The 20,724-nt window shown below is 72.7% G+C and carries 18 protein-coding genes and 1 pseudogene; 13 read left to right on the top strand and 6 right to left on the bottom strand.

The window, feature by feature from the left end; translation table 11 throughout:
• Positions 1-86: 86 nt before the first annotated feature.
• A complete protein-coding gene (locus ABD363_RS02850) occupies positions 87-998 on the bottom strand; it encodes an HAD family hydrolase (protein ID WP_344599730.1) in 912 nt (303 codons plus the stop codon).
• Positions 999-1,161: 163 nt separating this feature from the next.
• Between ABD363_RS02850 and ABD363_RS02845 the strand changes: the two genes are divergently transcribed.
• The 5 genes from ABD363_RS02845 (at position 1,162) to ABD363_RS02825 (ending at position 6,943) form a co-directional block, all read left to right on the top strand.
• Entirely contained in the window at positions 1,162-1,440 is a 279-nt protein-coding gene (locus ABD363_RS02845) for a glutaredoxin family protein (RefSeq protein WP_344599729.1), read from the top strand.
• A gap of 349 nt (positions 1,441-1,789) precedes the next feature.
• Positions 1,790-2,551, top strand: coding sequence for a redox-sensing transcriptional repressor Rex (locus tag ABD363_RS02840; protein WP_344599728.1), 762 nt, complete (start codon positions 1,790-1,792; stop codon positions 2,549-2,551).
• The gene (locus tag ABD363_RS02835; RefSeq protein ID WP_344599727.1) at positions 2,548-4,248 is read left to right on the top strand and encodes a glutamyl-tRNA reductase; all 1,701 of its coding nucleotides are present in this window, start codon (positions 2,548-2,550) and stop codon (positions 4,246-4,248) included. The genes ABD363_RS02840 and ABD363_RS02835 overlap by 4 nt, the downstream gene beginning before the upstream one ends.
• Positions 4,245-5,240 (top strand): hydroxymethylbilane synthase, encoded by a 996-nt coding sequence (gene hemC / locus ABD363_RS02830; RefSeq protein ID WP_344599726.1) that lies wholly within the window; start codon positions 4,245-4,247, stop codon positions 5,238-5,240. The genes ABD363_RS02835 and hemC overlap by 4 nt, the downstream gene beginning before the upstream one ends.
• The gene (locus ABD363_RS02825; RefSeq protein WP_344599725.1) at positions 5,237-6,943 is read left to right on the top strand and encodes a bifunctional uroporphyrinogen-III C-methyltransferase/uroporphyrinogen-III synthase; all 1,707 of its coding nucleotides are present in this window, start codon (positions 5,237-5,239) and stop codon (positions 6,941-6,943) included. Before hemC ends, ABD363_RS02825 begins: the two co-directional genes overlap by 4 nt.
• 67 nt (positions 6,944-7,010) lie before the next feature.
• On the opposite strand, the gene ABD363_RS02820 is transcribed toward ABD363_RS02825, so the two are convergent.
• Positions 7,011-7,217 (bottom strand): DUF397 domain-containing protein, encoded by a 207-nt coding sequence (locus ABD363_RS02820; protein WP_344599724.1) that lies wholly within the window; start codon positions 7,215-7,217, stop codon positions 7,011-7,013.
• Positions 7,214-8,047: a helix-turn-helix domain-containing protein gene (locus ABD363_RS02815; RefSeq protein ID WP_344599723.1), complete on the bottom strand. Its 834-nt coding sequence runs from the start codon at positions 8,045-8,047 to the stop codon at positions 7,214-7,216. The genes ABD363_RS02820 and ABD363_RS02815 overlap by 4 nt, the downstream gene beginning before the upstream one ends.
• Before the next feature lie 467 nt (positions 8,048-8,514).
• On the opposite strand from ABD363_RS02815, the gene ABD363_RS02810 reads away from it, so the two are divergent.
• Positions 8,515-9,471 (top strand): helix-turn-helix domain-containing protein, encoded by a 957-nt coding sequence (locus ABD363_RS02810; RefSeq protein ID WP_344599722.1) that lies wholly within the window; start codon positions 8,515-8,517, stop codon positions 9,469-9,471.
• 201 nt (positions 9,472-9,672) lie between these two features.
• Here the strand turns inward: ABD363_RS02810 and ABD363_RS02805 are convergent, their stop codons facing one another.
• On the bottom strand, positions 9,673-10,545 hold the full coding sequence (locus ABD363_RS02805; protein ID WP_344599721.1) for a helix-turn-helix transcriptional regulator: 873 nt from the start codon (positions 10,543-10,545) through the stop codon (positions 9,673-9,675).
• A 103-nt stretch (positions 10,546-10,648) separates the two neighbouring features.
• Here ABD363_RS02805 and ABD363_RS02800 point away from each other — a divergent pair, with 103 nt between their 5' ends.
• Positions 10,649-12,148: an MFS transporter gene (locus tag ABD363_RS02800; RefSeq protein ID WP_344599720.1), complete on the top strand. Its 1,500-nt coding sequence runs from the start codon at positions 10,649-10,651 to the stop codon at positions 12,146-12,148.
• A 200-nt stretch (positions 12,149-12,348) separates the two neighbouring features.
• On the opposite strand, the gene ABD363_RS02795 is transcribed toward ABD363_RS02800, so the two are convergent.
• Positions 12,349-12,942, bottom strand: a complete 594-nt coding sequence (locus ABD363_RS02795; RefSeq protein ID WP_344599719.1) for an ALF repeat-containing protein — start codon at positions 12,940-12,942, stop codon at positions 12,349-12,351.
• 389 nt (positions 12,943-13,331) lie between these two features.
• Between ABD363_RS02795 and hemB the strand changes: the two genes are divergently transcribed.
• On the top strand, positions 13,332-14,327 hold the full coding sequence (gene hemB, locus ABD363_RS02790; protein ID WP_344599718.1) for a porphobilinogen synthase: 996 nt from the start codon (positions 13,332-13,334) through the stop codon (positions 14,325-14,327).
• Positions 14,328-14,387: 60 nt separating this feature from the next.
• On the opposite strand, the gene ABD363_RS02785 is transcribed toward hemB, so the two are convergent.
• A complete protein-coding gene (locus ABD363_RS02785) occupies positions 14,388-15,140 on the bottom strand; it encodes a DUF4232 domain-containing protein (protein ID WP_344599717.1) in 753 nt (250 codons plus the stop codon).
• Positions 15,141-15,352: 212 nt separating this feature from the next.
• Between ABD363_RS02785 and ABD363_RS02780 the strand changes: the two genes are divergently transcribed.
• The 5 genes and pseudogenes from ABD363_RS02780 to ABD363_RS02760 all read left to right on the top strand — a co-directional run bounded on the left by ABD363_RS02780 (position 15,353) and on the right by ABD363_RS02760 (position 20,724).
• A complete protein-coding gene (locus ABD363_RS02780) occupies positions 15,353-16,840 on the top strand; it encodes a helix-turn-helix domain-containing protein (RefSeq protein WP_425577926.1) in 1,488 nt (495 codons plus the stop codon).
• A gap of 724 nt (positions 16,841-17,564) precedes the next feature.
• Positions 17,565-18,473, top strand: a complete 909-nt coding sequence (locus tag ABD363_RS02775; RefSeq protein ID WP_344599715.1) for a zinc-binding dehydrogenase — start codon at positions 17,565-17,567, stop codon at positions 18,471-18,473.
• A 70-nt stretch (positions 18,474-18,543) separates the two neighbouring features.
• Entirely contained in the window at positions 18,544-19,461 is a 918-nt protein-coding gene (locus tag ABD363_RS02770; protein WP_344599714.1) for an AraC family transcriptional regulator, read from the top strand.
• A pseudogene (locus ABD363_RS02765) lies at positions 19,462-19,782 on the top strand (transposase); the annotation flags it as partial.
• Between the two features lie 87 nt (positions 19,783-19,869).
• Complete coding sequence (locus ABD363_RS02760) at positions 19,870-20,724, top strand: arylamine N-acetyltransferase family protein (RefSeq protein ID WP_344599744.1); 855 nt, start codon at positions 19,870-19,872, stop codon at positions 20,722-20,724.

Here is a 20,724-nt window from a genome sequence, read left to right as displayed (position 1 = left end):
GGCCGCGGCGGGCCGTACCGCCCGCGCCCGGCGGGTTCGCGGCCGGGAACGCGGGCCTCCGGCCGGCCGGCCGGAGGCTGTCGTCGCTACCGCCGCCGCCGGTGCAGCGCGATCGCCGCGGCCGTCCCCCCGGCCACCGCCCCGACGCCGGCCGCGGCCGGGATGCCGACCTTCGCGGCCTTGCGGCCCGTGCGGTAGTCCCGCAGCCGCCAGTCCATCTCCCGCGCGTACTTGCGCAGTTTCGCATCGGGGTTGATCGCGTAGGGGTGACCGACGAGCGAGAGCATCGGGATGTCGTTGTGCGAGTCGCTGTAGGCCGCGCACCGCGAGAGGTCCAGCCCCTCCGCCGCCGCCAGCGCCCGCACCGCCTCCGCCTTCGCCGGCCCGTGCAGCGGCTCGCCGACCAGTCTGCCGGTGTACACGCCGTCGACCGACTCGGCCACCGTCCCCAGCGCCCCGGTCAGCCCCAGCCGCCGCGCGATCACCTGCGCGATCTCGACCGGCGCGGCCGTCACCAGCCACACCTTCTGCCCGGCGTCCAGGTGGGCCTGCGCCAGCGCCCGGGTCCCCGGCCAGATCCGCTCGGCCATGTACTCGTCGTAGATCTCCTCGCCGATCGACTGCAGCTCGGCGACCCGGTGGCCCTTCACGATCGACAGCGCGGAGTCGCGCGCGTCCTGCATGTGCTCCGGGTCCTCGACGCCCGCCAGCCGGAACCACGCCTGCTGCCAGGCGAACCGGGCGAGATCCCGCGTCTCGAAGAACTTCCGCTTGTACAGGCCCCGCCCGAAGTGGAACAGGGCGGCGCCCTGCATCACGGTGTTGTCCAGGTCGAAGAAGGCGGCGGCCTTGTCGTCGCCGTGGACCGGGAACTCCGGCTCCTCGCCGGAGACGTCCTGGGTGGACTTGCGGGCGGCCTCCGCCGAGGCCTCGCCTGCCAACACGCTCCGCGCCGTGGCGGAACGCCTACGGGGAGTGAGCCATCCGAGAGCGGCCATGCCCGTGAGCATAGCCAGTCTGTTCGGTGGTTCCGGAGTCGAGAGGTTCGGAGGCTGTGAACTCTCCGCGACCGCGTGGTTAAAGACGCCGCGGAGGAAGCGATCCGGACGGCGCCCCTCCCGGCGGTTCCGCGGGCTTCCTCCGGTGCGCCGTCGCGCGAGAATGGCCGACATGAGTCCTCTTTTCCGTCGCAGGCCCCCTCGGGACCGGCTCGTCACCCTCGTCCGCAAGCCCGGCTGTCATCTGTGCGACGACGCGCAGGCCGTGGTGGAGAAGGTGTGCGGCGAGCTCGGCGTCCCCTGGGAGCAGAAGGACATCACCCAGGACGCCGAGCTCCACGACCGGTACTGGGAGCAGATCCCCGTCGTCCTGGTGGACGGCGAGCAGCACACCTTCTGGCGCGTCAACGAGGACCGCCTCCGCAAGGCACTGAACGACTAGGCCAAGCCGCTGACCACCGGTCCCCGGCCGCCCGGACCGGGGCGTTGACCGAGTGGTCCGGGTAGTCCGGAGTAACCCGGAAAGTCGCTTAGGATCGATGGTGAAGAGGTCGCGGGGGCGTAGATCGTGAGGAGAGTGTGCGGCTTTGCCCCCCATCTCAGAGGAACGAGGGTGCGCCCGCGCCGGTTCCGTTTCCGTGCGCCGGGGGCGCGTGACCCCGGTCACGTTGGCCGGGCAAATCGGACACCATCTTTGTGCACGCGTTCACAAAGACATAGCCTGCATTCGACGGGGCGGTCATGTAGGGACGTATGACCGCCTACAGCCCCGCTCTACCCGCAGGAGCACCGTGGCAACTGGCCGAACACACCGACCGGCGACCCGCAGCCGAGGGATTCCCGAGGCCACCGTCGCCCGGCTTCCGCTGTACCTCCGAGCCCTCACCGCGTTGTCGGAGCGCTCGGTCCCCACGGTCTCCTCCGAGGAGCTGGCGGCCGCGGCGGGGGTCAATTCCGCGAAGCTGCGCAAGGACTTCTCGTACCTGGGTTCCTACGGGACCCGGGGTGTCGGCTACGACGTCGAGTATCTCGTGTACCAGATCTCCCGTGAACTCGGCCTGACCCAGGACTGGCCGGTTGTGATCGTAGGAATCGGCAATCTCGGCGCCGCGCTCGCCAACTACGGCGGCTTCGCCTCCCGTGGTTTCCGCGTCGCCGCGCTCATCGACGCCGACCCCGCGCTCACCGGCAAGCCGGTCGCCGGGATCCCGGTGCAGCACACCGACGACCTGGAGAAGATCATCAAGGACAACGGGGTGTCCATCGGGGTCATCGCGACCCCGGCCGGCGCCGCCCAGCAGGTCTGCGACCGGCTCGTGGCCGCGGGGGTCACCTCCATCCTGAACTTCGCGCCGACCGTGCTGAACGTGCCGGACGGCGTCGACGTGCGCAAGGTCGACCTCTCCATCGAGCTGCAGATCCTCGCCTTCCACGAGCAGCGCAAGGCCGGTGAGGAGGCCGCCGCCGAGGGCGCCGTCCCGGCCGCCGCCACCCGGCCGGATTCCGCCGACCAGGGGCCCGACGGGGACGTGCCCGCGGTGATGCCGGCATGAGTCTCCTCGTCGTCGGGCTGAGCCACCGCAGCGCCCCGGTCAGCGTGCTGGAGCGGGCCTCGCTGAACGCGGACGCCCAGAACAAGCTGCTGCAGGACACCGTGGCCGCCGAACCGGCCGCCGAGGCCGCCGTGCTCGCCACCTGCAACCGGATCGAGCTGTACGCCGACGTGGACAAGTTCCACGCCGGCGTCGCCGAGCTGTCCACGCTGCTCGCCCAGCACAGCGGGGTCGGGCTGGAGGAGCTCACCCCCCACCTCTACGTGCACTACGAGGACCGGGCCGTGCACCACCTGTTCTCGGTGGCGTGCGGGCTGGACTCCATGGTCGTCGGCGAGGGGCAGATCCTCGGCCAGATCAAGGACTCCCTGGCCCGGGCGCAGGAGCTGCACACCGCTGGCCGGCTGCTGAACGACCTGTTCCAGCAGGCCCTCAGGGTCGGCAAGCGCGCCCACTCCGAGACCGGCATCGACCGCGCCGGGCAGTCCCTGGTCACCTTCGGCCTGGAGCAGCTGGCCCGGGGCGCGGACGTGCGGGCCTGGGCCGGCGGCAAGAAGGCCCTGGTGATCGGCGCCGGTTCGATGTCGTCGCTGGCCGCGGCCACGCTGGCGCGCGCCGGGGTCGCCGAGGTGGTCATCGCCAACCGCACCTTCGACCGGGCCGAGCGTCTCGCGCGGACTCTCACCGAGGGCGACGACACCGGCGTGCGGGCCCGCGCGGTGCCGATGGAGTCGGTGGCCGCCGAACTGACACGTGCCGACATCGCCGTCTCCTGCACCGGCGCGACGGGCCTCGTGCTGACGGCCGAGGCGGTCGCCGCGGCGGTGGCGGACCGCACCGGGCAGCCGGTCGCCGAGATCGCCGACGACCGCCGTACGGCCGCGCCGGCCCAGGGCGCGCCGGCGTCCGTGACCGCAGGCGGCGACGAGGGGTGCCCGCTCGACCTGTCCGCCGTGCAGCCCGGCTTCTCCGTCATGGGGGAGGCCGCCGTGGCCGGCCTGGACGCGGCGGCGCTGGAGCAGCACGCGGCCTGGGTCGCGGGCGGCGCCGTGGACCGCCGGGAGGCCGCGCGCCGCGGTCCCGAGGCGGACGCCGAGCTGATCGGCGCGCTCGCCGCGACCGCGGCGAGCGCCGGCCGCGTCCCGGAGCTGCGCCGGCCCGAGCCGGTCGCCGAGGCGCCGCGTCCGCGGCCGGTGCTGTTCCTGCTCGACCTGGCCATGCCGCGGGACGTCGACGCGGCCGTGCACCGGCTGGCCGGGGTGCGGCTGGTGGACATCGAGTCGCTCGCCGAGGCCTCCGCCGACGCGCCGATGGCGGCCGACGTCGACCAGGTGCGGCGTATCGTCTCCGACGAGGTGGCCGCCTTCGGGGCGGCGCAGCGGGCGGCGCACATCACGCCGACCGTGGTCGCCCTGCGCACCATGGCCGCCGATGTGGTGGCGAGCGAGATCGCCCGCCTGGAGGGGCGGCTGCCCGGCCTCGACGACAAGCACCGCGCCGAGATCACGCAGACCGTCAAGCGCGTCGTGGACAAGCTGCTGCACGCGCCGACCGTCCGGGTCAAGCAGCTCGCGGCCGAGCCCGGCGGCGCCGGGTACGCGGACGCGCTGCGCACCCTGTTCGACCTCGACCCGGAGACCGTGGCCTCCGTCTCCCGCGCCGAGGACAGCACCGACAAGAACCGAGGGCCAGCATGAATGACAAGCCGCTGAGGCTCGGGACCAGGCGCAGCAAACTCGCCATGGCCCAGTCCGGGCAGGTGGCGGACGCCGTGCGCCGGGTGACCGGGCGGCCCGTCGAACTCGTCGAGATCACCACGTACGGCGACGTCTCCCGCGCGCACCTCGCGCAGATCGGCGGCACGGGCGTGTTCGTCACCGCGCTGCGGGACGCGCTGCTGCGGGGCGAGGTCGACTTCGCGGTCCACTCGCTGAAGGACCTGCCCACCGCGCAGCCCGAGGAGCTGGTCCTGGCCGCCGTGCCGGTACGGGAGGACCCGCGGGACGTGATCGTCGCCCGGGACGGGCTGAAGCTCACCGACCTGCCGCGCGGCGCGCGCATAGGCACCGGCTCCCCGCGCCGCATGGCCCAGCTGAACGCGTACGCGCGCGGCCACGGGCTGGACATCGAGACGGTGCCGATCCGCGGCAACGTCGACACCCGGATCGGGTACGTCCGCAGCGGCGAGCTCGACGCGGTCGTCCTGGCCGCCGCCGGGCTGAACCGGATCGGCCGCGGCGACGACGTGACGGACTTCCTGCCGGTCGACACGGTTCTGCCCGCCCCCGGCCAGGGGGCCCTGGCGATCGAGTGCGCCGCCGGTAACGCGGACCTGATCGCCGCGCTCGCCGAGCTCGACGACCCGTTCACGCGGGCCGCCGTGACGGCCGAGCGGTCACTGCTCGCCGCCCTGGAGGCCGGTTGCAGCGCCCCTGTGGGCGCGCTGGCCGACCTTCCCCCACTCTCGGCTCCGCTCGAGCGGGGGGACCCCCAGGCCGACCGGCAGATTGTCAAGGAAATGCGCCTGCGGGGCGTCGTCGGCACCACCGACGGCACCACGCTGGTGCAGCTGTCCACCACCGGTCCCGTGCCCCAGACGCACGACCGGGCAGTGGCGCTCGGCCGCGGACTCGCCGCCGAGATGCTCGCCCAGGGCGCGGCCGGTCTGATGGGGGAGCGAGCACATTGAGCCCCACCACCCTTCCCGCCGGTCCGGAACACGGGCACGTCACCTTCCTGGGTGCCGGACCCGGAGATCCGGGACTGCTGACACTGCGCGCCGTGGAGGCGCTGGCGAACGCGGACGTCCTCGTCGCCGAGCACGAGGTGCTCGACGTCGTCCGCAAGCACGCCCGGCAGGGCGTCGCCGAAGTGCACACGGACGCGGATCCGGCCACGGACCCGGTCTTGGGCACAGGCACGCCCCAGCTGACGGTCGTCAACGGCACGTCGACGACCGCTGGAGTCCCCGCTGTGCGGGATGCCGCACATCTTGTCATGGAGGCCGCGCGGGGCGGCAGGCGGGTCGTGCGTGCGGTGTCCGGGGACCCCGGGCTGGACGCCTACGCCGCCGAGGAGATGCTGGCGTGCGCCGCCGCGGGGGTGCCCTTCGAGGTCGTCCCGGGCGTCGCCACGGCCGTCGGCGTGCCCGCGTACGCCGGTGTGCCGCTGCGGGACGCGCACGGCGCCGACGTGCGGTTCGTGGACGCCCGCACCGCCTCGGACCGCTGCTGGACCGAGGTGGGCGCCTCCGACGGCACGGTCGTCGTCTCGACGACGCTGGACGGGGTGGGCGCGGCGGCCGGTGAGCTGGTGTCCGCCGGCCGCAAGCCGGACACCCCGATGACGGTCACCGTCGCCGGCACGACGACCCGGCAGCGGACCTGGACCGCCACGCTCGGCACGATCGCGCAGACGCTGAAGCAGGCCAAGGCGCTGCCCTCGCCGGAGGGCGGGCGGCCGGTGATAGCCGTGGTCGGCGAGCGGTCCGCCGCAGCCCGGCGCGAGCAGCTGTCGTGGTTCGAGAGCAAGCCGCTGTTCGGCTGGAAGGTCCTCGTGCCGCGCACGAAGGAGCAGGCGGCGTCGCTCTCCGACCAGCTGCGCTCGTACGGGGCCGTGCCGCACGAGGTGCCGACGATCGCGGTCGAGCCGCCGCGCACGCCCCAGCAGATGGAGCGCGCGGTGAAGGGGCTGGTGACCGGCCGGTACGAGTGGATCGCCTTCACGTCGGTCAACGCCGTCAAGGCCGTGCGGGAGAAGTTCGAGGAGTACGGGCTCGACGCGCGGGCGTTCGCCGGGATCAAGGTCGCGGCGGTGGGCGAGCAGACCGCGAAGGCGCTGATCGCGTTCGGCGTGAAGCCGGACCTGGTGCCCAGCGGCGAGCAGTCGGCCGCGGGCCTGCTGGAGGACTGGCCGCCGTACGACCCGGTCTTCGACCCGATCGACCGGGTGTTCCTGCCGCGGGCGGACATCGCCACGGAGACGCTGGTCGCCGGGCTGATCGAGCTGGGCTGGGAGGTCGACGACGTCACCGCCTACCGGACCGTGCGGGCCTCGCCGCCGCCGGCGGAGACCCGGGAGGCGATCAAGGGCGGCGGCTTCGACGCCGTGCTGTTCACGTCGTCCTCCACGGTGCGGAACCTGGTCGGCATCGCCGGCAAGCCGCACAACGTGACGGTGATCGCCTGCATCGGCCCGGCCACGGCGAAGACCGCCGAGGAGCACGGGCTGCGGGTGGACGTCATGGCGCCCGAGCCGTCCGTGCACAAGCTGGCGGAGGCGCTGGCCGACTTCGGCATGAAGCGGCGGCTGGCGGCGATCGAGGCGGGCGAGCCGGTGACGCGGCCGAGCGAGCGGCGGCCGGGGGCGCGGCGGAGGCGTACGACGACCTGAGAGCCGATGTGTCGGCGGCGGCTCCGTACCCGGGGATCGGGTGCGGGGCCGCCGCGCGTTCGTCCCCTCAGTGCCGGGCCGCGTACGGCAGGAAGGCCGTCCAGGTGGCGGGGGCGAGGGTGAGGCGGGGGCCGGTGGGGGTCTTGGAGTCGCGGACGAGGATGTGGTCGGGGATCGCTGCCACTTCGACGCAGGACGGGCCGTCGTCCGAGCTGTGGCTGCTCTTTATCCACTCCAGCTCGGTACCGGCTCCGCCAGAGGGCTTGAAGGTCATGACTCTCCCAGCACTGTCTCGATGAAGGCCAGCGACTCCCGGGGCGTGAGAGCCTGCGCTCGGATGATCCCATAGCGCATGTCGAGGACCGTGGTCTCCTTGGGGTTGCAGAACACGGGGTTCGTGAGTGGTGCTTCGCCGAGCCCCACGGTTGCCCCGTCCTTGAGTTTGAGCAGTCGGAAGGGGCCGCCGAGGCCTGAGTTCTCCTCACTGCCCAGAGGCAGGATCTGCAGGTCGACGTTGGGCAACCTGGCCACCTCCAGCAACCGTTGGAGCTGTCCGCGCATCACCATCCTGCCTCCGATCGGCCGCCGTAGCGTCGCCTCGCACAGCACGAAGTTGAACAGTGGCTTGGCCGTCGCGCTGCTGATGATCTCCTGGCGAGCCAGCCGCGCGGCCAGTTGCTGCTCCAACTCCTCCTCCGTGAAGGGAGGCCGCCGGGAGCTGAAGACGGCCCGTGCGTAGTCTCCGGTCTGGAGGAGGCCGTCGACGACCGAGTTGTTGTAGGAGCAGATCTGTACCGCCTCGACCTCCAGGCGCTTCACGTCCCGCACCTTCTTCGGGTACCGGACCTCCGCCACGTCCGTCTTCATCGCGGCGATCCGGCCGCCCGCCCCCAGCACCTCGTCCGCGCTGTCCAGGTACTCCGGGCGGGGAATGCGCCGTCCCCGCTCCACCGATGAGACCAGGTCCTCCCCGTAGCCGATGGCCGCGCCGAACTTGGCCTGCGTGAGGCCGGCCGCCTCGCGCCACAGCTTCAGCTGCCGGGAGACCGTGCGCATCACGGCCCCGGCCTCCTCGTCCTCCAGCCCCGCGTCCCAGTCGCTCATGCCGCTCGCCCTCCCGCCGAGTCCTTCTCTGTCCAACCGGGACGCCCGTACTCAGGTCACCCCGTACAGCCCGGACAGAAACCGGACACTCCACGGACGGTCGCCGTCCGCACGGGCCGCCTCGCCCGCTTGGCCGCACCGGCTCCCCGCCACGCGCCGCGGCGCCCGCCGGTGACCCGCTGCCGACGCGCCCCACCGGCGCCCGGAAACACGGGACCCGGTGGGGCGCGGGCCGGGGCCGCGGGCGGTAAAAGACCAAAGAACCGGAGGAAATAACCCTCCCAACCGACCAAACCCCGCGTACGTCACCCGGGCGGGTGAAACCGGTCGGTGCGGCTGGCGCGTCGGCGGCCCGGGCGTGCAGTCTCGCCCCCAGGCACCACCACAACCCCACACATGCATCGGCCCCCGCCGGGACTGCCATCCCAGTGCGAGGGCCTGACCATCGAGGAAGAAGGCCCTTCCCCATGGCTGAGAAGAAGCCTAACGCCGCCGCGCGTCCGAATCAGGACGTTCGGCGGACCACCACCCGCTCCGGCGTCACCCACGTACGGGCGTACCAGCCGGACAACTACACGATCGTCGGCAACCACCTCCTCCAGCACCGCGAGCTGTCGCTGACCGCCATCGGGCTGGCCACCCACATCCTGTCGCTGCCGGAGGGCTCCCCAGTCGACATCCGCAGCCTGGCCGAGCACTTCGCGGAAGGCCGGGACCGGATCGCGTTCGCGCTGCGGGAGCTGGAGGCGCACGGCTATCTGGAGCGGGTGCGCGAACGGACGGAGACGGGGCGTCTGTTCACGCGTACGTACGCCCACCACGTCCCCGGCAGGGCGAGCGGGACGGCCGAACCTCCCGCCTCCGGCCGCGTCGCCGCGCCGCGCGTCCGCGACCTCGGTCCCGCCGCCCGCCCTCCGGCGGACGGCCGGGAAACGCCTCAGGAGGACGGCCGGCCCGAAGCCCCCGCCCCCACCGCGCCGCCGGACCCGACGGAAGGGGACGCCCGTCGCGGTCGGCACCACGAGCGGGCCGTCACCCTCCTCGCCGGTCTGCGCCGCACCGACGAGCGCCTCACCCTCTCCCACCGGGACGTGCACCGGCTCGCGCCCGCCGTCACCGCCTGGTTCGACGGCGGCGCCACGGCCGCCGCCGTCCACCGCGCCCTGACCACCGGCCTGCCCCCGGACATCCAGAACCCGGCCCGGCTGCTCGCCTACCGCCTCCAGGAGCTCCTGCCGCCGCCCCTGCCCCCGCGTTCCGCGCCCGCGTCGTCCGCCGCACCGGACGACGAGGCCGCCCGCCGACCGCTTCCCTTCCAGACCTGCGACGGCTGCGAACGCGCCTTCCGCGCCGCACACCCCGGCCGCTGCCGCGACTGCCGGTCCGGGCCGCCGACGACAGCCGAGCCGCTCCGCGCCGCCTGAACCGTCCCGGTGCCCGGCCACGGCTCGACGCGCGCTCCAGGCGGCCCGGAACGCCCGCGACCCACCCGGCCGGACCCCGCGTCGCGGGCGTCCTCCCCGGGGGGCCGCCCGGCGGTCCGGACGGGGACTCCCCGCCGTTGCGGGCAACGACGTCGTCGACGGCGGAGCTGCGCCTGGGGCCTGTCCGATCAGGTCGGTGATTCAGCGCTGTCCGATCGACTGCGGCTCACCGGCCCGGCTGCTCTGATGGGCCAGGACTCGCAACGCGTCCGAAGAGGCTGAGTCCTTCGGGGTGTAGATCTCCACTCGGTGGTCGGGGCTGTCGGGTTGGAGCCACACCTGGTAGTCCACGTTCACGGCACCGACGGTGGGGTGCTGCAGGTGCATGGCCCCGACGGTGCAGTCGGATACGTCACCGGTGGCCCACATCGTGGCGAAGTCGTCGCTGCGCATGGTGAGTTCACCGATCAGTCCTGCCAGGCGGGCATCGGTGGGGTACCGGCCCGCGGTGAGTCGCAGGTAGGCGACGTGGATGCGGGCGAGTTCGTGCCAGTTGCGGTACATGTCGCGGGTGAGGGGATCGAGGAAGAACATCCGCGGGATCGACGGACGCCGTGCCGGGTCTCGCGGCGCTTCGTAGGAGATGTGCTCGGCGACGAGCGCGTGTCCGGTGCGGTTCCATGCGAGCACGTCCCCACGCCTGCCGAGAACAATCGCGGGTATGGCCTCACCGAGTGATTCCAGGAGCGTGAGGACTCGCGGGTGAGGCTCCTCGCGAGGCGGTTCGCACAGGCCGGGCTTCACGGATTGCCGAGCGAGATTGTGCAGGTGGACGGTCTCCACCTGGTCGAGCCGGAGCACACGGGCGAGCGCGTCGAGAACCTGCTCGGAAGCGGTCTCGGCCTGGCCCTGTTCCAAGCGCGTGTAGTACCCCACACTCACTCCGGCGAGCTGGGCGAGCTCTTCACGCCGTAGGCCGGGGACCCGGCGAGAGGTGCCGTAGGTGCGCAGGCCGATCTCGGCCGGAGTGACCCGATCACGGCGACTCTTCAGGAACGTTCCGAGACTCTCCATGAGCCCGAGCCTAGGATGCCGGCCAGGCCGGTGGGTGTACCTGTCAGGTGTACCCACGGCACGGGGATGGTTGCCGACCGCGTCGCGCCGGACCGTCGACGGCATGACTCAACAGCGTGTGCACAACTCACCCGGTCTGCGGGCGTGGCTCGGGCTCGCGGTGATCCTCGGACCGGTCCTCCTCGTCTCCATGGACGGATCGATCCTGTTCCTGGCGATGCCGCGGATAAGCCAAGCCCTCTCACCGACCGCCGACCAGGCGTTGTGGATCCTGGACATCTACGGCTTCGCCGTCGGCTCCTTGCTGATCGCCTTCGGCAGCATCGGCGACCGCTACGGCCGGCTGAAGCTGCTGATGATCGGCGCGACCGTGTTCGGAGCCGGGTCCGCCGGGGCAGCGTTCGCACCGGGCCCGGAGCTTCTCGTCGCCTTCCGAGCGCTCATGGGGGTGGCCGGCGCGACCCTCCTGCCCTCGGCCCTGGCCGTGCTGAGCGAGCTGTTCCCCGACTCCCGGCGCCGGGCGCAGGCCATCGGCATCTTCGCCGCCGCGTTCGCCGCCGGGTTCGCCGTCGGCCCGATCATCGGCGGCACCCTGCTGGAGCGGTTCTGGTGGGGCTCGGTCTTCCTCGTCAACCTCCCCGTCATCGTCGTGTTTCTGCTGTTCGCGCCTGTCCTTCTCCGCGAGGTCCGCGCGACTCGGCCAGGTCGCATCGACTCGCTCAGTGTCGCGACCTCCGCCGGAGGTCTCCTGCTCACGATCTACGGTCTCAAGGACATGGCCGCAGACGGAGTGTCGGTCCTGCCGGCCGTGACGGCGCTCCTCGGCGTCGTGCTGCTGACGTGGTTCGCTCTCCGCCAGCGGCACCTCGAGCACCCGCTGATCGACTTCTCCCTGTTCCGTGACCGCGTCTTCACGATCGCGATCATCACCGGTCTGCTGCCGCTGGCAGCGTGGTCGGCGGCGGCGTACCTGGCAGGCGTCTACCTCCAGTCCGTCCTGAGCCTGAGCGTCCTGCACGCGGCACTCCTGGCGCTCCCCGGTGCGGTCGTCCTCACGGTCTCCTGCATCGTCACGCCGGCTGTCGTCGATCGCATCGGCAAGAGGGCCGCGCTCATCATCTGCCACTTCTCCATCGCGGCCGGTCTGATGCTGTTGCTCCCCACCACGACAACAGGCGGGATCGGTTGGTACATCGCTTCGACGGCGATCACCGGCGTGGGTTACGGCATCTCCTTCAGCGTCGTCGCCGATACCGCGGTCGGGGCAGTTCCTACGGAACGAGCGGGATCGGCGGGCGCGATCGCCGAGACCAGCAACGAGATCGGCAATGCCCTCGGTATCGCGATCCTCGGGTCACTCGCCGCGCTGATCTTCCGGCTCCAGGGGCCGGATCTCGCCCCCACCCTCGACGAGACCCTCCAGCTGCCCGATCTCGCGCCCGCAGCGGTCCAGGAGGCGAAGGGGGCTTTCGTCACCGGTCTGCACGCCGCTGCCGTGGTGGCCGGCGTGCTGCACGCCGTACTCGGGACCGTTGCCCTGCGCCGGCTCCCCAAGTCGGTGCCCGGCGAGCCCACGACGGACCGAGTGGAAAGCAAGGCTTGATGGCTCACGCCAACGCACCCCTGTCGGCCGAGGGCCGACGGCCGGGCAAGGACCGCCGGCGCCAAACGCGGCTACGTCCACCTCCATTCCATGGTTGACGGATTCTCCCGGCTCGCCTGCACCGAGCCACTGGCCGCAGGCGGCCAGCCACCCGCAGCGAGCCTTCGGAGTGGCGTCACCAGCGTCCTGCCCTCGTACACCTAGCCGTCGACCTCGTACCGGCCGACCTCGAGGAAGTACCGCAGCGCTTCCGGAGTGTTGTCGTCCAGGGCCGCGCCCGCCGCCGCCCGCAGGGCGTCGCTGCTGCTGGGGTCGGCGAGGATGCGGGCGATGGCGACGCGGTCGTCCTCGGCCTGGGCGAGCCGGTAGCCGGTCTCGAGCCAGGCGCGCATCTCCTCGGGGGTGCCGTCGTCGAGGAGGGCGTTGGCCTCCCGGATCACGCGCCTGCCGCTGTCGGGGTCGGCGAGGGTGCGGGCGATGGCGACGCGGTCGTCCTCGGCCTGGGCGAGCCGGTAGCCGGTCTCGAGCCAGGCGCGCATCTCCTCTTCGGTGCCGCTGTCGAGGAGGGCGTTGGCCTCCTGGGTGACGCGCCTGCCGCTGTCGGGGTCGGCGAGGATGCGGGCTATGGCGACGCGCAGGTCGTCCACGTCCATCTCGTCGTAGGGGGAGCCCGTCTCCGACGCCGCGGCGGCGGCCGGGGGCGTCGTGGCGGCGGCGTGGGACGGAGCGGTGAGCAGCAGGGCCGGGGCGAGGGCGCCGGCGGCCACGGCGAGGGCGGTACGGGTCAGTCTCACGAAGTGAACCACCTTGTGTCGTAGGCACGGAACGGTCCGGCGGAGTGCCGTCGAGAGATCGTTCCAGGGGAAAGCGACCGGGACGCTATCAGGACCAGGCAGTCTTCGCAGATCTTTAACTGCCCGCGGCACGCAGGCGGTTCCGTCCCGGCCCGGGCCGCCCGGCGGTCCGGACGGAAGCCCTCGGCCGGCCGGGCGGACCGGAACGCCCGGGCTCGGCGCCGCGGGGGAGCGGGGGAACGGACCGGGCCGCCCGCGCAGCCGTGGGGCCGGCCCGGGACCGGCCGCCCGCCGCCCCGGAGGCAGCCGGTCACGCCCGCGTCCGTGGCGGCGCCGCGCCGACGCCGCGTCGGCAAAGGCGGGGGCGGGGCGGGCGTAGCGTAGAAGGCATGACGACGTACGGATCCTTCCCCGGCACGCGGCCGCGGCGTCTGCGCACCACCCCCGTCATGCGCCGGATGGTCGCCGAGACCAGGCTGCACCCCGCCGACCTCATCCTCCCGGCCTTCGTGCGCGAGGGCGTCAGCGAGCCGGTGCCGATCGCGGCGATGCCGGGCGTCGTGCAGCACACCCGGGACAGCCTGAAGAAGGCCGCCGCGGAGGCCGTCGCGGCGGGAATCTCCGGGATCATGCTGTTCGGCGTGCCGGAGGAGTCGAAGAAGGACGCGCTCGGCACGGCGGGCACCGACCCGGACGGCATCCTCCAGGTGGCCCTGCGCGACGTGCGGGCCGAGGTCGGCGACGACCTGCTCGTCATGTCCGACCTGTGCCTCGACGAGTTCACCGACCACGGGCACTGCGGGGTCCTGGACGAGCGGGGGCGGGTCGACAACGACGCCACCCTGGAGCGGTACGCCGAGATGGCGCAGGTCCAGGCCGACGCGGGCGCCCACGTGGTGGGCCCCAGCGGGATGATGGACGGGCAGATCGGGGTCGTCCGCGACGCCCTCGACCAGATCGGCCGCGAGGACGTGGCGATCCTCGCCTACACCGCGAAGTACGCCTCCGCCTTCTACGGGCCGTTCCGCGAGGCCGTCGGCTCCTCGCTGCAGGGCGACCGCAAGACGTACCAGCAGGACCCGGCCAACGTCCGGGAGTCCCTGCGGGAACTGGCCCTCGACCTGGAGGAGGGGGCCGACATGGTGATGGTCAAGCCGGCCGGGCCCTACCTCGACATCCTGGCGCGCGTCGCGGACGCGGTGGACGTGCCGGTCGCCGCCTACCAGATCTCCGGCGAGTACTCGATGATCGAGGCCGCCGCCGAGAAGGGCTGGATCGACCGGGACCGGGCCATCCTGGAGACGCTGACCGGCATCAAGCGGGCCGGTGCGCGCACCATCCTCACCTACTGGGCCGTCGAGGTGGCCCAGCGGCTCGGACGGTAGTTCCCCGCCGGTCGCCAGCGGGCCGGGGCGCCGGCTCTCAGTACGCCAGGGCGTCGGCTCTCAGTACGCCAGGGCGTCGGCCATGCTCGTCTGCCAGTACGTCACCTTCAGCGAGCTGTCGTAGTGGACGCCCTCGGCCGGCAGGGCCGGCGTCGCGGCGGGGCCGCCGCTGCTGCCGGGGGTGCGGCCCTGGAAGCCGACGGTGAGCCGGTGGCCGGTGGCGCCGCCGTCGCCGCTGCCGTCGGCGGCGGACAGCAGGACGCCCGCGTAGCCGGACTGGCCGGGCGCGAGGGTGGTCACCGCCTGCGGCTTCGAGCTCTCGATCGCCTGCGGGGCCCACTGCATCCCGTCGAAGCGGAGCACCGGGTAGTAGGTCAGGTCACACGTCTTCGAGCCGGTGTTCTTCACCGTGATCAGCAGGTGGTTGAGGGGGCGGGGGACCGGCTGGGCGGTGACGGCGGTGTTGGAGCCGTTGCAGGAGACGCGGTTCTCCGGGGCGTGGGGGTCGGTGTCCGCGCTCGCGGCGGAGGGCGTGTTCCGGCCCGCGGCGGAACCCCGGCTCGCGGCCGGGCCCTTGTCCGAGGAGGCCGTGGCCGTGGCCGTGGCCGAGGACGAGGACGAGGAGGAGGCGGCCGGGGCGCCGGTGCCGTCGGCCGTGGGCGCGGCGGTGGTCGCCGCCGCGGTGGGCCGCTGGGCGCCCTCGTCCCGGGTGCCGGTGCCGTCGTTGCACGCGGTGAGGGCCAGGGCGGCGAGGGTGACGCCGGCGGCGGCGAGCAGGCGGGTGCGGGGGAGAGCGGTGCGGTGGGTGCGCATGGCTGGTTCCTTTCCGATGGGCGTGAACCGGAGGCCGCCGTCCGACCGGAGACCGGCAGCGGCGTGCTTGGATGACCAGAGCTTGTGCGGCGATCCGTCCCGGCTGCCACATCCACCGGGCGATCAGGGACGCTGGAACGCTTGCACCGGCCTGACCTGGGGGAACGACCCTTCCCTGGAACGGGGACATGGGATGGGGGGATGGAGGCATGGTGTCGGACGGCACTGCCGCGGCTGACTTCGCCGCGATGCTGAAGGGGCTGAAGGACCGCTCCCGGCTGAGCTACGGGGTGCTCGCCAAACGGCTCCACATGAGCACGTCGACGCTGCACCGGTACTGCAACGGGGACGCCGTGCCCACGGACTACGCCCCCGTCGAACGGCTGGCCCGCCTGTGCAGGGCGACGCCGGAGGAACTGGTGGAGCTGCACCGCCGGTGGGTGCTGGCGGACGCGCTGCGCGGGCGCAAGGGGGGCGCGACGGCGGGAAGCCCCGCGGAGGCGGGGGCGTCAGCGGCTCCGGTGGCTCCGGAGACTCCAGTGACTCCGGTGGCCCCGGCTGCTCGGGTGGCTCCCGCGGAGACCGCGCCGCAGGCTCCGGAAGTCCCCGCGCAGGCTCCGGAAATCCTCGCGGAGACCGCGCCGAGGACACCGGAGACCGTGCCGGACGCCCCGGAGACCCCGGAGGCCGGCGCGGAAACGGCGCCGGTGCCCGCGTACGCGGCTTCGGAAGCGGTCGTGACCTCGGCGGCCCCGGAGCCGCGCCGCCGTGCCCGTGCCGCTGTCACCGCCGGGGCCGCCGTGGCCGCCGTCCTCGGGGCCGTCGTGTTCGCCGTGAACCAGCCCTCCGGCGGCACGGACGGCGACGGGCGCCGGAGCCACGCCGGAGCCGTCGCGCCGGCCGACGACGGAACCCGGGGAACCGCGTCCCCGTCCACCACCCGCTCGTCCTCGTCCTCGCCCTCCTCCTCGCCGTCCGCCTCCCCCTCCCGGAAGGAGGAGGACAAGCCGAAGGCGGCCGGCCCGTCGGCCACCGCGAGTCCCACGGGCGGCAGGCGCGGCGGCAGCGGCGGGTCCGGGGCCGGCGCCTCCTCGGCCGCCCCGCTGACCGTGAACACGTTCCCCTACGACTGGGAGAACCCCTGCGCCCAGCGCTATCTGGTCGACCGGCCGCCCGGCGAGGTGGAGGGGCCGCCGCTGGAGCAGGACGCGCCCGCCTGGGTGGCCAGGTACGGCGCCGTCTCCTCCGGAGAGCAGTACGTGAAACTCACCGTGCAGGGCACCGGCGAGGAGACGGTGGTCGTGGAGGACCTGACGGTCCGGATGGCCGGCAAGCGCGCACCGCTCGCCTGGAACGACTACGCCATGGGCTACCCGGACGTCGGCTGCGGCGGCGACGTGCCCAAGCGCTCCTTCACGGTCGCCCTCGACGCCGTGCGCCCCGCCGTCGTCCCGGACGCGGGCCACCAGGACTTCCCGTTCACGGTGAGCCGGTCCGACCCGGAGGTCTACTACATCCGGGCCGACGCCTCCGCCTACGACGTCAGCTGGTACCTGGAGCTGACGTGGTCCAGCGGCTCCCGGCGCGGGACGGTGACGGTGAACGACGACGGCCGCCCGTTCCGCACCAGCGGCAACAACGGGCGTCCCGCCTACGAGTTCTCGCTCAGCAGCGACGAGTGGGTCGAGGCGGGCACCTGAACCGGACCGTGACCGGCCCGGACCGTGACCGTTCCGGGCGCGGCCGCTTCGGGCCGGGGTCGCTCCGAGCCGAGGTCGCTCCGAGCCTAGGCGCCGTGCCGCGCCGCGGGCACGGCCGGCTGCCTCGCCAGATCGCGACGGGCCTTCGAGCGCGTGAAAGCTCTCACCGTCATCACGCCGATCGCGATCATCGGCGTCGACCTGATCCCGGGTGTCCCGAGGCTGTGCCGAGTTGAGGCCGTTCCTGGTGACACCCGTGTGTGGTCGCCGGGCGTGTATCGGCTCCGGATTCCGCATCGACGATCAGGCGCTGGCAGAGCGCGCGGCTCTCGCGCGGAGCGGCATCTCCGCCCCGATGCGCCTGGCCCGCTCCCGCCGCGCCTCCGCCCCCTCCCCGAAGCGGTACGCCCACTCCGGCGTCGGCGCGGTCGCCCGGAACGTCACCCAGCGCGACCCCGCCGCCCGACGGAAGTGCTGACGCCCAAGATCGTCACATTGCCGGGCATGTCTGTGCCCGGCACCGCGTCAATCACCGGGCGGGTGCGGGGCTCGACGCGCTGCGAGTCGCACTGACACAGATCGTCAACTGATTGATCCTCACGGGTCTGGCCGCTGTCCCGGCCCTGCGTAGGCTTCCAAGAAGGCGGCGGTGCGGATTTGCGCACTCGATCTGTTGCCACGCCGAGTGTTCACCCACGTCCGCGAGAGAAGGATGCACACCCCTATGCGCGCCCTTGTGGTCGATCACAGTGACGCCGGACCCGTCCGGTTCGCCGATGTCGATGAGCCCGTACCGTCCACCGGCGAGGCGTTGGTGGAGATACGACACATCGGTCTCAACTTCGGAGAGCTGAATTACGTGCGCCAGTGGCCGGCCGGCGCTGTGCACGGTCACGACGCGGCCGGCGTCGTGGTGCGCGCCGCATCCGACGGCTCGGGGCCGCCCGAAGGTACGCGCGTCGCAGTGGGAATGGCGTCCCACGCGTGGGCGGAGCGGGTGGCAGTCAGCCCCGCCTCGCTCGGCACCGTCCCTGAGGGCGTGGACCTGGCCGACGCCGCTGCGCTCGGGATCGCCGGAGTCACCGCATTCCGGGTGCTGCGCAAGCGTTCCCTGCTGGCGCGCAATGTTCTGGTCACCGGCGCCAGCGGGGGCGTGGGGCACTTCGCCGTCCAGCTGGCGGCGCTGGCGGGCGCCCGGGTGACGGCACTCGTCGGTTCGCCGGAGCGGGCCGCCGGACTCCGTGAACTCGGCGCCGACAGGGTCCTGACCGATCTGGCCGAAACCGGGGACCGGTTCGACCTGGTCCTGGACACGGTCGGCGGACCGCTGGTGGCCCAGGCGTGGAGTTCCCTCGCCGAGGGCGGCACCATCCACCTGGTCGGTTACTCCTCGGGGCAGGAAACCACGTTCCCGCCAGGGGCCTTGTTCGGCTTCGGTGAGCCCCGCAGCATCGCCACCTACGGGGACATGACACCGACCAGCGGGGAGCTGACGGATCTGCTGGGCCTCATGGCCGCCGGGAGGCTCTCGGCACCGATCGGACTGCGAGGCGACTGGCAGGACGTGGGCAACGCCGTCCAGGCGCTGTTCGCGCGGAAGGTGCGCGGAAAGGTCGTTCTTGACGTGGCCTGAAGCTGTGGACGAGGACACAGGCGCTTCGCCCTCCGGTGGGCGGTTCGCGGCGGTGGACGAGAATGGACCCATGGATGCGCTGGCGGAGGTCTTACGCGTTTCGGGTGCGCGTGGGGCGCTCGGAGTCGTGCTGAAGGCCGGAGGAACCTGGGGCCTGTGGCTGGACTCCTATCCGGGAGCGGCACTGCACGTGGTGTCCCGCGGCACTGTGTGGCTCCATGTCACGGGCGAGAAGCCTCTTCAGGTGCAGGCCGGAGACGCCGTCCTGGTGTCGCCGGGCACCGCACACGGGATAGCCGGCGGCGCCGGCGTGACGATGGGTTCCTGCGACCGTGAGGCGGCGGCCCGGGCTTTTGGCGATGGCCGGGCCCTGCGGCTGGGCTCGGCGCCGGTGCAGACGGAAGTGATCGTCCTGCACTACGAGCAGGACCCGGAGGTGCGCACACCGGTGCTTACCTCCCTCGCCCGGCCGATGCACGTCACAGCCCAGGAGAACGCGCAGCTCAGAAGGAGCGTCGAACTCCTCGCTGCTGAACTCGCACAGCCGCAGATCGGCACCACCGCCGCCATCAACAGCATCGTCGACCTTCTGCTCGTCCAGTTCGTTCGCGCCTGGCTGGCCCGCCACCCGCAGGAGCAGTCCGGCTCATGGCTGGGAGCGATGCGTGATCAGGTCGTGCGCGACGCTCTGGCATGTGTCCACGCCCGACCGGGACACCCCTGGACCACGGAGACCCTGGCCGCCGCGACGAGCGTCTCCCGGGCGACGCTGTCCAGGCGTTTCCGGTCCGCCCTCGGACAGACGCCGGGTGCGTACCTGACGCAGTGGCGCATCGACCTGGCGTCCGTCAGGCTCCGCGATACCGATGAGCCGGTCGAGTCGATCTCCGGCGCGGTCGGATACGGCTCTCCGCACGCTTTCAGCCGTGCCTTCAAACGTGCCCGAGGCACGGCCCCGGGCGAGTACCGTTCTCGATTTCGCAAGTGACCGCTCGTGCGTGGGATCCCGCCCACTCGCTCTCGTCGCGGCCCGCGCCGCCGGCGTCCGGCCAAGCTCCCCGCAGACAAGGGCTATGACTACGACCACCTGCGGAAACGGCTTCGTAGGCGTCGTATCCGCCACCGCATCGCCCGCAAGGGCATCGAGCCGTCCACGCGGCTCGGCCGACACCGCTGGGTCGTCGAAGGAACGGTCTCCTGGCCGGCCGGATGCCGACGCCTGCACCGCCGCCACGAGCGCAAGGCCGAGCACTTCCTGGCCTTCATCGGCATCGCCGCAGCACTCATCAGCTACCGCCGACTCACCGACTGGAACAACCTCTTAGGGCCAAAGACGGAGAACGGCTCCTACCGGGGGCGGCGGACGGGCCGGACGGGTCCCGCGTACGGTGCCGGTATGCCTGACATTGCGCGGACGACGTCCTTCGATCTGGACGCATATCTCAAGCGGATCGGCTGGGAGGGGGAGCGGCGGGCCGACGCGGCGACGCTGCGGGGCGTGCATCTGGCCCATGCGTGGGCCATCCCGTTCGAGAACCTGGACCCCCTGCGCGGCAGGGCTCCCTCCCTCGAACCGGCCGCCCTGACGGACAAACTGGTCCACAGCCGGCGCGGAGGCTACTGCTACGAGCACAACACGCTGTTCGCCCGCGCCCTGGAGGAACTGGGCTTCGGGGTGACCCGGCTGACCGCGCGGGTCGTGGTGGGCGCGGACACCCTCACCGACCGTCCGCGCACCCACATGGCCCTGCTGGTCCACGCCCCCGGCGACCCGCAGCCGTACCTGGCCGACGTCGGCTTCGGGGCGATCGGCGCCCTGCTGGAGCCGGTGCCGCTGATCGCGGACACGGAGTTCCACGACGCGGGGCGCAGGCACCGCCTGGTGCACGCGCCGCACCGGGGGCCGCTGGAGCTGTGGGTGCTGGAGGCGTACCAGGAGCGAAGGGACGGGGCCGGCCCGGGCTCGTGGGCGGCGCAGTACGCGTTCACGGTCGAGCCCTTCGAGGCGTCCGACTACGAGGTGATCAACTGGTACATCGCCACCAGCCCGCGCTCCCCCTTCAGCCGCCGCCCCTACGCCCAGAGCCTCACCCCCGGCCGGCACCTCCTCCTCGACGGCCGCGTCCTCACCGAGACCCGCGCCGACGGCACCGTCACCCAGCGGGAACTCACGCACGAGGAGGAGGCACGCCGCATCCTGGACGAGGACTTCGGCATCACGGTCCCGGACGGCGTGACGCTGCTGGAGTGA

It is taken from the genome of Streptomyces glaucus, assembly GCF_039533365.1.
Taxonomy (GTDB): domain Bacteria; phylum Actinomycetota; class Actinomycetes; order Streptomycetales; family Streptomycetaceae; genus Streptomyces; species Streptomyces glaucus.
Note: the sequence above shows the minus strand (reverse complement) of the source record. Positions and strands in the feature narration are given on the sequence as shown.